At 52.9% G+C, this 11,705-nt stretch carries 12 protein-coding genes; 10 read left to right on the plus strand and 2 right to left on the minus strand.

Annotated elements, in window-relative coordinates; genetic code table 11:
- The first annotated feature begins 416 nt into the window (after nt 1–416).
- The gene (gene rne, locus ACUTSW_RS06605) at nt 417–3,788 is read left to right on the plus strand and encodes a ribonuclease E (RefSeq protein ID WP_445583987.1); all 3,372 of its coding nucleotides are present in this window, start codon (nt 417–419) and stop codon (nt 3,786–3,788) included.
- A gap of 62 nt (nt 3,789–3,850) precedes the next feature.
- Here rne and ACUTSW_RS06610 read toward each other — a convergent pair whose 3' ends face one another.
- On the minus strand, nt 3,851–4,138 hold the full coding sequence (locus ACUTSW_RS06610) for a putative quinol monooxygenase (protein WP_062870478.1): 288 nt from the start codon (nt 4,136–4,138) through the stop codon (nt 3,851–3,853).
- Nucleotides 4,139–4,363: 225 nt separating this feature from the next.
- Here ACUTSW_RS06610 and pyrC point away from each other — a divergent pair, with 225 nt between their 5' ends.
- The 7 genes from pyrC to ACUTSW_RS06645 all read left to right on the plus strand — a co-directional run bounded on the left by pyrC (nt 4,364) and on the right by ACUTSW_RS06645 (nt 8,922).
- Nucleotides 4,364–5,410, plus strand: coding sequence for a dihydroorotase (pyrC, locus tag ACUTSW_RS06615; protein ID WP_445583988.1), 1,047 nt, complete (start codon nt 4,364–4,366; stop codon nt 5,408–5,410).
- Nucleotides 5,411–5,488: 78 nt separating this feature from the next.
- Nucleotides 5,489–5,728, plus strand: a complete 240-nt coding sequence (dinI, locus tag ACUTSW_RS06620; protein WP_006324660.1) for a DNA damage-inducible protein I — start codon at nt 5,489–5,491, stop codon at nt 5,726–5,728.
- 140 nt (nt 5,729–5,868) lie between these two features.
- Nucleotides 5,869–6,141: a hypothetical protein gene (locus ACUTSW_RS06625; protein WP_445583989.1), complete on the plus strand. Its 273-nt coding sequence runs from the start codon at nt 5,869–5,871 to the stop codon at nt 6,139–6,141.
- A 187-nt stretch (nt 6,142–6,328) separates the two neighbouring features.
- Nucleotides 6,329–6,583: a biofilm formation regulator BssS gene (gene bssS, locus ACUTSW_RS06630; protein WP_004943025.1), complete on the plus strand. Its 255-nt coding sequence runs from the start codon at nt 6,329–6,331 to the stop codon at nt 6,581–6,583.
- 144 nt (nt 6,584–6,727) lie between these two features.
- Nucleotides 6,728–7,843 carry an N-methyl-L-tryptophan oxidase gene (gene solA, locus ACUTSW_RS06635; RefSeq protein WP_197912810.1) on the plus strand — a complete coding sequence of 372 codons (1,116 nt, stop codon included), beginning with the start codon at nt 6,728–6,730 and terminating at the stop codon, nt 7,841–7,843.
- A gap of 223 nt (nt 7,844–8,066) precedes the next feature.
- A complete protein-coding gene (locus ACUTSW_RS06640) occupies nt 8,067–8,693 on the plus strand; it encodes a LuxR C-terminal-related transcriptional regulator (RefSeq protein WP_445583990.1) in 627 nt (208 codons plus the stop codon).
- A gap of 112 nt (nt 8,694–8,805) precedes the next feature.
- Nucleotides 8,806–8,922: a DUF2770 family protein gene (locus ACUTSW_RS06645; RefSeq protein WP_073972042.1), complete on the plus strand. Its 117-nt coding sequence runs from the start codon at nt 8,806–8,808 to the stop codon at nt 8,920–8,922.
- 121 nt (nt 8,923–9,043) lie between these two features.
- Here ACUTSW_RS06645 and ACUTSW_RS06650 read toward each other — a convergent pair whose 3' ends face one another.
- Nucleotides 9,044–10,096, minus strand: coding sequence for an AI-2E family transporter (locus ACUTSW_RS06650; protein ID WP_445583991.1), 1,053 nt, complete (start codon nt 10,094–10,096; stop codon nt 9,044–9,046).
- A 437-nt stretch (nt 10,097–10,533) separates the two neighbouring features.
- Between ACUTSW_RS06650 and ACUTSW_RS06655 the strand changes: the two genes are divergently transcribed.
- Both ACUTSW_RS06655 and ACUTSW_RS06660 read left to right on the plus strand, forming a co-directional pair.
- Nucleotides 10,534–11,088, plus strand: a complete 555-nt coding sequence (locus tag ACUTSW_RS06655; RefSeq protein WP_006322539.1) for a cytochrome b — start codon at nt 10,534–10,536, stop codon at nt 11,086–11,088.
- Nucleotides 11,089–11,111: 23 nt separating this feature from the next.
- Complete coding sequence (locus ACUTSW_RS06660; protein ID WP_004943016.1) at nt 11,112–11,690, plus strand: YceI family protein; 579 nt, start codon at nt 11,112–11,114, stop codon at nt 11,688–11,690.
- The last annotated feature ends 15 nt before the right edge of the window (nt 11,691–11,705 follow it).

Consider the following 11,705-nt stretch of genomic DNA (forward strand, 5'->3'; position numbering starts at 1 on the left):
TTAAGGAAAAGTCACCTTGCTATAACGGCATCAGCAGTGGAATAATGCGTTTACTTTCCACGTTGATTCTCGTTAAACAGGGAAAACGGTGGGATTATAAAATTTGTCTGATGGCGCAAAAACGCAGCAATGGCGTAAGACGTAATGCGAAATCAAACAATTAGCGGGCTGCGGGTTGCAGCTTGGCCGGCAAACGGAATCAGATCTGTCGACGTAAATCAGAGGCTATTCCCCTAGTAAAAGTGCTGTTTTTCACAAAGAAATACAGGCTTACCGAGATAATGCGCCCCTATGCAGGCGACAACCGTGAGGTTGACGACTTTGCGAGAAGACACGGGGTTTTCGGTTTTAACCCGGCCATGAGGTTATTTTGCCCGCAGCTTTGTCGATAATGTAAAAATAACGAGTAAGTTAAGATGAAAAGAATGTTGATTAACGCAACTCAGCAGGAAGAGTTGCGTGTTGCCCTTGTAGATGGACAGCGGCTGTATGATTTGGACATTGAAAGCCCAGGTCATGAACAGAAAAAAGCGAATATTTACAAAGGCAAAATCACTCGTATTGAACCAAGTCTTGAAGCAGCGTTCGTTGATTACGGCGCAGAACGACATGGTTTCCTCCCTCTTAAAGAAATCGCCCGCGAATACTTCCCAAGTAACTACTCTTCCCATGGTCGCCCGAACATCAAAGATGTGCTGCGCGAAGGCCAGGAAGTTATCGTTCAGGTTGACAAAGAAGAACGTGGTAATAAAGGCGCAGCCTTGACCACCTTCATCAGTCTGGCCGGCAGTTATCTGGTGCTGATGCCGAACAACCCGCGTGCCGGTGGCATTTCCCGCCGCATCGAGGGTGACGACCGTACCGAACTGAAAGAAGCGCTTTCCTCACTGCAATTGCCGGATGGCATGGGTCTGATTGTTCGTACCGCGGGCGTTGGCAAATCTGCCGATGCGCTGCAGTGGGACCTGTCTTTCCGTCTGAAGCATTGGGAAGCCATCAAGAAAGCCGCCGAAGGCCGCCCTGCTCCGTTCCTGATCCATCAGGAAAGTAACGTGATCGTGCGCGCATTCCGTGACTATCTGCGCCCGGACATCGGCGAAATCCTGATCGATAACCCTAAAGTTCTCGATTTGGCAAAAGAGCACATCGCTGCTCTGGGCCGCCCGGATTTCAGCAGCAAAATCAAACTGTACAGCGGTGAAATCCCTCTGTTCAGCCATTACCAAATCGAGTCTCAGATCGAATCCGCCTTCCAGCGTGAAGTTCGCTTGCCTTCCGGCGGCTCGATCGTCATCGACACTACCGAAGCCTTGACCGCCATCGACATCAACTCCGCGCGAGCAACCCGCGGTGGCGATATCGAAGAAACTGCGTTCAATACCAACCTGGAAGCGGCGGACGAAATCGCTCGCCAACTGCGCTTGCGTGACCTTGGCGGCCTGATCGTTATCGACTTCATCGATATGACCCCAGTGCGCCACCAGCGCGAAGTAGAAAACCGCCTGCGTGACGCAGTGCGTCAGGACCGTGCGCGTATCCAGATCGGCCGCATTTCCCGCTTTGGCCTGCTTGAGATGTCGCGTCAGCGCCTCAGCCCGTCACTGGGTGAATCCAGTCATCACGTCTGCCCTCGCTGTAACGGCACCGGCACCATCCGTGATAACGAATCGCTGGCACTTTCCATTCTGCGCCTGATCGAAGAAGAAGCGCTGAAGGAAAATACCAAAGAAGTTCATGCTATCGTGCCAGTTCAGGTCGCTTCTTACCTGCTGAACGAAAAACGTGAGTCGGTGAGCGCAATCGAAAAACGTCAGGGTGGCGTGAAAGCGATCATCGTGCCGAACGATCAGATGCAAACCCCGCATTACTCCGTGCTGCGTGTGCGCAAAGGCGAAGAAACACCAACCCTGAGCTACCTGCTGCCGAAATTGCACGAAGAAGAGATGGCCCAGCCACTGGAAGATGCGCCGATGGAGCGCAAACGTCCGGAACAACCGGCTCTGGCTTCGTTCTCTCTGGCGGCTGACGCTCCGCCGCCTGCCGAAGAACCTGTGGCGGCACAGTCCGCTGCTGCCGCTGTCGTGGCCAAACCAAGCGCCCCAACCGCGGCAAAACCTGGTCTGTTGGGCCGCCTGTTCGGTGGTTTGAAAGCGCTGTTCGCCGGTGAAGAACAACCGGTTGTTGAAGCCAAACCTGCCGTTGAAGCTCCTAAGGCCGAAGGCAACGGTGAAAACCGCCGCCAGGATCGCCGTGGTCAACGCCGTCAGGGTTCTGGCCGTAAAGAACGTGGTGAACGCGGAGAACGTGGTGAGCGTAGTGATCGTCCTGAACGTGGCGAACGCAAGGAACGCGGCGAAGGCCGTGACAATCGCGAGCGCGATAACCGTGAACCACGTGAAAATCGTGAGCCGCGCGACAATCGCAGTGAAGGCCGTGAAACGCGTGAAGTGCGCGATGAACAACGCCGTAACAACCGCCGCAATGCACCGCAGGTTGCCGCACCGGTTGCCGAGGCGCCACAGTCTGAAGAAGCCGCCAAGGCACAGCGTGAAGACCAGCAACAACGCCGTGACCAGCGTGCCGAACGCCAGCGCCGTCGTCAGGAAGAGAAGCGCCAGGCTCAGCAGGAAGTGGCTGCACTGGAAAGTGTAGACACCAGCACCAACGTTATCAGCGATGAAGATCTGGAAGAACGCCAGCAGCAAAACATGCAGCGTCGCCAGCGTCGTCCTCTGTCGCAGAAAGTTCGCGTATTGTCCGCGGAAGAAGAACTGCATCGCGCAGCGGAAGAGCTGCTGGCCCCTAAAGCGCCAGTGGTGAAAACCCAGGACGTGAAACCGGCTCTGGAAGAAGACAGCGTTAAATTGCTGCCAGAAACCCTTGAGACACCGGCTGAAGATGACGTTCAGGGCGACAACCGCAACGGCGAAAATGGCATGCCACGCCGTTCACGCCGCTCGCCACGCCATCTGCGCGTGAGCGGTCAGCGCCGTCGCCGTTACCGTGATGAGCGTTACCCTGCCCAGTCGCCAATGCCGTTGGCTGGGGCTTTCGCCTCTCCGGAAATGGCTTCTGGCAAGGTATGGGTAAGTTACCCTGTAACACAAACAGCACAAGTGATTGAAGAAGCTGAAGTTCAGACTGATGCTACCGAAATCGCTGCCGACAACGTGATGGCACAACAAGCTGTCGACGTAGCCGCTCCGGTTATCGCTGAGGCTGCCGCACAAACCATCGCACCGGTAGAAACCGCTGAGGTTGTCATTGCAGAAGAAGCCCAGCCGGAAGTTGAAACTGTTGCGCCGGTCATTACGGCTCAATTGGAGGAAACGGCTGCGGTACCGCAGGCTGAGACGCCAGTAGTTGAAGAAGCTACCGTGGTTGAAGAGACTACCGTGGTTGAAGAAGCTACGAACGTCGAAGCAGCCCCGGTGGTTGAAGCCGCGGCTGTTGCGGAAGAGACTGCCGTTGTTGTTGAGCCTGTCGCAGCGCCAGCGCCGATCATCGTTGAGGCCGCACCTGCTCAGGAAGCTGCTGCTCCGGTTGTTGTTGCAGAAAAACCGCCGGTTGTTCAGCAGCCAGCGCCGGTGCAGGGTACACTCTATAAACATATCGCCACAGCGCCAATGACCAAGGCCCCAGCGCCGGCTTACGAGCCGGAAGAGCAGAAAGGCAGCGATTGGCAACGCCCTTCCTTCAATTTCGAAGGTAAAGGCTCGGCGGGGGGTCATGCTGCGGTGAATCAAGCCACAGCGCCGGCAACCAAACCGCAGCCGGTTAACGAATAAGTTAATCTGCTCCGATAAAAAAACCCGCCAAATGGCGGGTTTTTTCTTGTCAAAAAATCGGTTCAGGCAATTTTTTTCAATTGTTTGATATCCAGCAAGTCCAGCTTGCCGTCGAGCTGGCTGACAAACTGTTTAAAGTGCTCGGTGGCGTTGTGTTTTTCCAGCGCTTCTGCGCTTGCCCAACGCTCGAAGAACACGAAGGTGCCAGGCTGCTCCAGATCGCGGTGCAGATCATACTGCAGATTGCCCAGTTCCTGACGGCTTGGCTCCATAATCTCATGCACAGCATCGCTGACGGCGGACACAAATTCAGGTTTCGCCTGCAGGGTGGCAATAACTCGTACTTCCATTTCTTTCTCCCATTCCACATGATACACGTTGATAACCCAGCAGTTATGACGCGGGGGATCGTTAAAATCCCTGTCACTATGCGCCCGAAAGCCAATTGATTTCAACTTGCCGTGAACAAACAGATGCATCAAAGACGCTTTCCGCTTATCCTTACACCCCGGCGTGAATAACCCCCATTATTCGCTTTTATATAGACGTGTTTCTGACCGCCGGAGCCTTGCAACATGACCGCACAACTTCAAGCCCTGAAAATCCGCCGCCCTGACGACTGGCACATCCACCTGCGTGACGACGACATGCTGAAAACGGTTCTGCCCTATACCAGTCAGGTATTTGGCCGGGCGATTGTGATGCCGAATCTGGCTCCGCCAATCACTACCGTAGAGGCTGCACGGGCCTATCGTGACCGCATTCTGGCCGCAGTTCCTCAGGATCACGATTTCACCCCATTGATGACCTGCTACCTGACCAACTCGCTGGCCGTCGCCGAATTGGTCAACGGCTTTGAGCAAGGCGTGTTCACCGCCGCCAAGTTGTATCCTGCCAACGCCACCACCAACTCCAGCCACGGTGTCAGTGATGTGAAAGGTATTTACCCGCTGTTTGAACAAATGCAGAAAATCGGGATGCCGCTGCTGATCCACGGTGAAGTGACCGACGCAGCCGTAGATATCTTCGATCGCGAGGCGCGTTTTATTGAACAGGTTATGGAGCCAATCCGCCGGCAGTTCCCGGAGTTGAAAATCGTCTTCGAGCACATCACGACCAAAGAAGCGGCTCAATATGTGCAGGAAGGCAATCGTTTCCTTGGCGCCACTATCACACCGCAGCACCTGATGTTTAACCGCAATCATATGCTGGTTGGTGGTATCCGCCCGCACCTGTTCTGCCTGCCGATCCTGAAACGCAACATTCATCAGGATGCGCTGCGTAAAGCAGTCGCCAGCGGTTCCGAGCGCTTCTTCCTCGGCACCGACTCGGCGCCGCATGCCAAGCACCGCAAAGAGTCAAGCTGTGGCTGTGCCGGCGTATTTAACGCCCCGAATGCCATCCCAGCCTATGCGAGCGTATTCGAACAACTGGGCGCGCTGGAGCATCTGGAGGCCTTCTGCTCGCTGAACGGCCCACGTTTTTATGGCCTGCCGGTCAATGCCGACTTTATCGAACTGCAACGTGTGCCGACGACGCAACCGGAAGAGATAGCCATGGGTAACGAAACGGTTGTGCCATTCCTGGCTGGGGAGACCCTGAGCTGGTCCGTGAAGGCGTAAAATCTTTTTTAACGCAACCTCTTGCTCCCGCACGAACTTAACTGTATAAATAACCAGTAAATCGCTTCGGGGGCAATCATGCGTGTTGAAGTCACTATAGATAAAACCAGACCGCTACCGCCAGGGGCAATTGAAGCCCTGACCGGCGAGCTGGGCAAGCGGGTAAATCGTCAATTTCCAGATGCCGTAGTTCAGGTACGTTATGCCGGTTCTAACGGGCTTTCTGTGCTTGGCGGCCTAAAAACGGATAAAGACCTTATCGCTGAAATCCTCCAGGAAACCTGGGAAAGCGCAGACGAGTGGTTCAGCGCAGAATAACACTGCAATGCTGTTTTTGCCGGGGGGTCGCTCCCCGGCTTTTTTGCCTTTGAAACCGCGCTCACCTCCCCCTTCAATTTATGCTGGAAGAAATGCCTTATCTGGTCTGTACTGAATGTTTTTAACAGGAGGTGTTTGACATGGCCCCGGACAAGATAAAATCCGAAGAAACGATGACCTTTGGCGAGCTGCTGGCGCTGATTGGCGATCAAAAACGGCGCTTGAACGTATTGGAAGTTGCGTTCTCCTATCTGGCTTTTGGTCTGGATGACAAAGCCAATCAATTGCTGATCCACAGCCTGAAACTGGAAGCGCAAAATCAGAATCGCGATGCCGAAACGCAGCAGCATTTCGCGCATCTGGCCGCCGAGCTTGAGAAACGGTTACACAGTGCACCTCCTGATGCAGAATGATTGCCGCATGCCCGTCACGCAGGCCTCCTTGGCCAGCCAGTAGAATAATTATATTTATTTTGCAAAAAAGGATGGAAAAGCTCCACCGCAGAAACCATATGCGTATACTGTAATTGCTCACATGATGATGAGCCGCATTGATCCTCGTTAGTCACTCACGTTAGTTACTACTCAATAAGGGGTCTTTATGGACAGAAATGATGAAGTAATTCAGACACACCCGCTTGTTGGTTGGGATATTAGTACTGTCGACGTTTATGACGCCATGATGATACGCCTTCATTACCTGTCTTCACTAGACCAGACGCCAGAAGAAGCCCAAGTAGACAGAACGCTTTGGTTAACTACAGATGTCGCACGCCAATTAATCAATATTTTAGAAGCCGGCATTGCCAAGATTGAAGCAACGGATTACCAGGACCTTGATCGTAAAAAACACTAATTTACTGCCCCAAAAAGCCTAAGGCGCCAGCGATTATCTCTGGCGCCTTTTTCTTTGCCGGCACAACAGCGCAACGGGTGCATTGCTGCGCCCAACCTTTTATCATAGCCCGATAAGAAACGTATATCAGAGAGGTTACGGCACGTGGAATATGACTTAATTGTTGTGGGCAGCGGTTCGGTAGGCGCAGCGGCGGGTTACTATGCTACGAGATCCGGCTTGAAAGTATTAATGATCGACAGCGCGATGCCCCCACACCGTAACGGCAGCCACCACGGCGATACACGAATCATCCGCCATGCCTATGGCGAAGGTGAAAAGTATGTGCCACTGATTCTGCGCGCCCAGGCCCTGTGGAACGCACTGATTCAGCAAACCGGCGAAGAACTGTTTCAGGCCTGCGGAGTACTGAACCTCGGGCCCCAGCATTCTGAATTCATCAGCAATGCCCAACGCAGCGCGCAAAAATTCCGCCTCAACACGCAAAACCTCAGTACAGAACAGATTAACCAGCGTTGGCCTGAATTCAACGCGCCTGAGGGTTATATTGGCGTGTTTGAACCCGATGCCGGGTTCCTGCGCTCGGAACAGGCCGTCGCCTGCCTGATCAAACTGGCTAATGAAGCCGGTTGCAGCCAGCTGTTCAATTGCCCCGTCAGTGCAGTGGAACCTATTGATGGCGGTGTCGAAGTAGTCACCTCTGAAGGCCGCTTCCAGGGCCGGAAAGCGGTGGTTACCGCCGGCACCTGGGTAAAAGCGCTGCTGCCGCAGTTACCTATCGTACCGCTGCGGAAAGTATTTTCATGGCATCAGGCGGATGGCCGTTACAGCATCAACAACCGTTTCCCGGCTTTTACCGTTGAGGCTCAGGACGGCAATCATTATTACGGTTTTCCCGCCGATAACGACGGGCTGAAAGTGGGTAAGCATGACGGCGGCCAGGAGATGGATGCGCCAGAGCAACGCAAACCTTTCGGCAGTTTCGCCAGTGATGGCACTGAAGTCTTCCAATTCCTGCGCCAATTTTTACCGGGTGTAGGGGTATGTTTACATGGGGAAGCATGCAGTTACGATATGAGTCCGGATGAAGATTTTATTATCGATACCGTCCCGGGATGCGATCGACTGATGGTCATCAGCGGCCTGAGCGGCCATGGTTTCAAGTTTGCCAGCGTGTTGGGCGAGATCGCCGCCCTGTTTGCCGAAGATAAAAACCCGCCAGTAGACATCTCACCCTTTGCGCTAAAACGTTTTAATTAACCTTTTCCCATTCACTAACCGCACCCGTTAACCCGCGCGGGCTGCGGTTTCCCCCTCGGTTACAATTCACCACACCTATAACTCATTAAAAAATAATATAAAAAATCTGGCAACGGAAATTTCTGACACAAGTATCCGGATTTCCGAATTGATCCTCTATGGTGTAAGTCTTATTTTACAGCTGATATGCCCAAGTAATTTTTCGATCAACAAGGACGTCACCATGAAACTGCTTGTCGTGGACGAATGCTGCTTCACCCGAGTCGGAATCGACAACTATTTTTCTGACCATGTTTTCGTTCAGACCACCTGTTGCCACAGCATTGAACAGGCGATGCCGCTACTGAGCAGTTACCAGCCGAGCCACATCCTGGTAAACCTGACCAAGCATTGCCGCTATAACGACGACGATACTCAGTTGCAGGCTTTTATTGAGGCTAGCCCCTCGGCGCTGCTGTTTATTTATTTGGACACGCCTTATCCCTACAGCGAAACGCCGATGCGCATCACTGATAACGCCTTCCTGTTCAACAAAAGTATTTTGCCCGTTACCCTGCGCATGCTGAAGGAAAAGCCTGTTGCACTGATGGATGCTGGCGTTGAACACTCCCTGTTCAGCCCGCAAGAACTGACGGTGATGAAACACTGGATGGCGGAAATGCCGAATTACCGTATCGCGAAAAAGATGCAAATCAGCTCACACACGGTTTATGTTCACAAACGCCATATCACGGAAAAAATCAACGCCCGCAACCGCTTGGAGTTTTACTCTCTCTATAACGTACTGCGTTATTTCTACCCGCCAAGCGCGCCGGCCGCCCCGATGTCGCTGTCTCTGCTGGCCGTATAACTTGTTCAAAGAGGTGAAACTCACCTCTGATCCCACACTTTGCCCTTTCGCAGTATTAACGTTGGCTACAAAAATACTATAATCAGCGGTCCTAACCTTTTGGCTGCTTAGAATGCTAAACAAAATACTGTCGGCGATCGTCAACAATGTACGCGAACATCTGGTGCTGTACCTCTGTCTGTGGCTACTGGTGCTAGCGCTTGATGTCTATTTCTTCTTTATGGCCTGAATGACCTGACTCAAGGCGCTACGTCAACCTTCCCCGTTTGTGTTTCAGGCGTTTCTAAGCCCCCGGCAGATTGTCGTCACGGACGCGCTACGCGCCCGCTCTCCCCCTTTCTGATTTTTCTTTACTCCGAGGTGACTTTCTTGCCCGGCCGACCATCGCCGAGGATAACGGCCATTTTATGCCCCCCGTCAGTGGTTTCCAGCGCGATGCGGGCAATAATAGTCAGCGGTACCGAGAGCAACATGCCTACCGGCCCCATCAGCCATCCCCAGAAAATCAGCGAAAGAAAGACCACCAGCGTCGATAACCCCAGCCCTCGCCCCATGATCCTCGGCTCCAGCATATTGCCAATCACCAGATTGATCATGATAAAGCCCCCCGCCACCACTAACGCATCACCAAAGCCGTTAAACAACAGGGCCTGAATCAATGGCGGAATGGCGGCGATCACCGAACCGATATTGGGAATATAATTCAGCAAAAATGCCAGTAACCCCCAGATAAACGCAAAGCGTACGCCGACCGCAGCAAGGAACACCCAGACAATAATGCCGGTCGCCAGACTGATCGCCGTTTTGATCACCAGATAACGGGTCACCCCCTCCAGTGCACGCTGAATATTGGCAATCCCCTCACTGGGCTTGTCCAGCGCCTGTTGCAGCTTGTAAGGCAGCAACTGTACTTCAAACAACATAAACACCACGGTCATCAGCAGCAGGAAGATATTGGTCATAGCGCCGGAAAGGTGGCTCAGCAGACGAGTGACCAGGTTCATCGCTGCGCTTGGGTCGACATACTGCAGCATCGCCACGGTGGACAGGGTAATGTTGAAACGATCGGCGTAATGTTGCAGCTCGCGCAGTTTTTCCATCATCATGCCGCGGTATTGCGGCAATGAACGGGCAAGCTCATTCAACGAGGCACCCAGCATGCCGATAAACAGCATCAGCACCACCACCACGGCCACCACCAATAAGCTAACCCCCAACACGCGCGGTATCCGCCAGCGTTCGAGTTGCGCCACCAGCGGGTTCAGTATCATCGCCAGAAATACCGCCAGCATGAACGGCACCACGATGTCTGCCGCCGCTTTAATACCGGCAAGGATAATCACCAGCATCGCCAACATAATGGCCAGACGCAGGCTGCGATCGGTCAAAAGGGTTCGGCCCATGACATTTCCTTTGTATTGACAATCCAGGCCCACAGGGCCGCCAGATGCCTCTTATGTTAGCAAACTCTGCCGCTGCAGCGCAGGTAAACTGCCGATAAACACCAGCCAGCAAGAAAATCCGCACCCTTGCCAAAATCAGACTGGAAATAATCGACGCTCTTTGCTAGCAGATTATTTGTTAAGAAAAAGACCGCATTTACGTAAAATGACAAAAGCTGACACAAATAAATAAAATGATTTTATTTCAATGGGTAACGGAAAAATACATTCAAATGGCGATATTCGCTACGACGATTTCACTGATTAACCTCCCGCAATCTTCCGCAAATTCACTGATTGATATTCTAAAGAAGTAACATAGTTAAATTTATTATTGATTTTATGTTTCTTAAAGTTTAATTATTGCACCCAGAAAATGATGAATGTAAGGAAACAAGATGCTTTGGAAAAATACCGCCAGCCGCTTTGGCCATATTTCAGTGCTAATCCATTGGCTGGTTGCGCTGACGGTTTACGGCATGTTTGCCCTGGGCTTGTGGATGGTCACGCTGGGCTATTACGATGTCTGGTACCACCAGGCACCGGAAATCCATAAAAGCATCGGTACACTGTTGTTCATCGTCATGGTGGTTCGGGTGATCTGGCGTTTCGTTTCACCGCCGCCAAAACCGCTGGCCAGCTACAGTCGTTTTACTCGCGTCAGTGCGATACTGGCTCATATCGCGCTGTATGTCGTGTTGTTCAGCATCCTGATCAGCGGCTATCTGATTTCCACCGCCGACGGCCAGGCGATCAGCGTTTTCGGCTGGTTCGACATCCCCGCCACCGTCACCGGCATGGCTGAACAGGCCGATACCGCCGGCACTATCCACCTTTATCTGGCCTGGACCGTCGTCGTGCTCTCGCTACTGCACGGCCTGGCTGCGCTTAAACATCACTTTATTGATCGTGATGTGACTTTGAAACGGATGCTGGGTAGCAGCGCCGATTAACCTTTGGATTTATGGAGATTGCTATGTTGAAGAAAACCGTACTGGGCCTGACCGCAGGCGCACTGCTGCTGAGCGCCGGTTCCGCGCTGGCTGCCGACTACAAAATTGACAAACAAGGGCAACACGCCTTTATCGAATTCCGCATCCAGCACTTGGGTTACAGCTGGTTGTACGGCACCTTCAAAGACTTTGACGGCGGCTTCACCTTCGACGAAAAAGATCCGTCCAAGGACAAGGTTAACGTCACTATCAATACCGCCAGCGTCGACACCAATCACGCCGAACGCGACAAACATCTGCGCAGCGCAGAGTTTTTGAACGTGGAAAAAAACAAACAGGCCAAGTTTGAATCCACCGAAGTGAAAAAGAGCGGTGACGGCTATGCCGTGGTCGGTAATCTGACGCTGAACGGCGTTACCAAACCGGTAACACTGGACGCCAAACTGATCGGCCAGGGTAATGATCCATGGGGTGGCTACCGCGCCGGCTTTGCGGCCAACGGTAAAATCAAGCTGAAAGACTTCGGCATCACTACCGATCTCGGCCCGGCATCGCAGGATGTTGAGCTGATTATTTCTGTCGAAGGCGTACGCGCGAAGTAATACTGCGCGCTATGA

Source organism: Serratia sp. TSA_198.1 (assembly GCF_052686505.1).

Excerpts from the sequence above, each read along its gene's own strand:
- bssS (WP_004943025.1), top strand. The coding sequence starts at position 6,329 with ATGGACAGAAATGATGAAGTAATTCAGACACACCCGCTTGTTGGTTGG.
- ACUTSW_RS06660 (WP_004943016.1), top strand. The coding sequence starts at position 11,112 with ATGTTGAAGAAAACCGTACTGGGCCTGACCGCAGGCGCACTGCTGCTG.
- ACUTSW_RS06625 (WP_445583989.1), top strand. The coding sequence starts at position 5,869 with ATGGCCCCGGACAAGATAAAATCCGAAGAAACGATGACCTTTGGCGAG.
- rne (WP_445583987.1), top strand. The coding sequence starts at position 417 with ATGAAAAGAATGTTGATTAACGCAACTCAGCAGGAAGAGTTGCGTGTT.
- ACUTSW_RS06655 (WP_006322539.1), top strand. The coding sequence starts at position 10,534 with ATGCTTTGGAAAAATACCGCCAGCCGCTTTGGCCATATTTCAGTGCTA.
- ACUTSW_RS06650 (WP_445583991.1), bottom strand. The coding sequence starts at position 10,096 with ATGGGCCGAACCCTTTTGACCGATCGCAGCCTGCGTCTGGCCATTATG.
- ACUTSW_RS06640 (WP_445583990.1), top strand. The coding sequence starts at position 8,067 with ATGAAACTGCTTGTCGTGGACGAATGCTGCTTCACCCGAGTCGGAATC.
- dinI (WP_006324660.1), top strand. The coding sequence starts at position 5,489 with ATGCGTGTTGAAGTCACTATAGATAAAACCAGACCGCTACCGCCAGGG.
- pyrC (WP_445583988.1), top strand. The coding sequence starts at position 4,364 with ATGACCGCACAACTTCAAGCCCTGAAAATCCGCCGCCCTGACGACTGG.
- ACUTSW_RS06645 (WP_073972042.1), top strand. The coding sequence starts at position 8,806 with ATGCTAAACAAAATACTGTCGGCGATCGTCAACAATGTACGCGAACAT.
- ACUTSW_RS06610 (WP_062870478.1), bottom strand. The coding sequence starts at position 4,138 with ATGGAAGTACGAGTTATTGCCACCCTGCAGGCGAAACCTGAATTTGTG.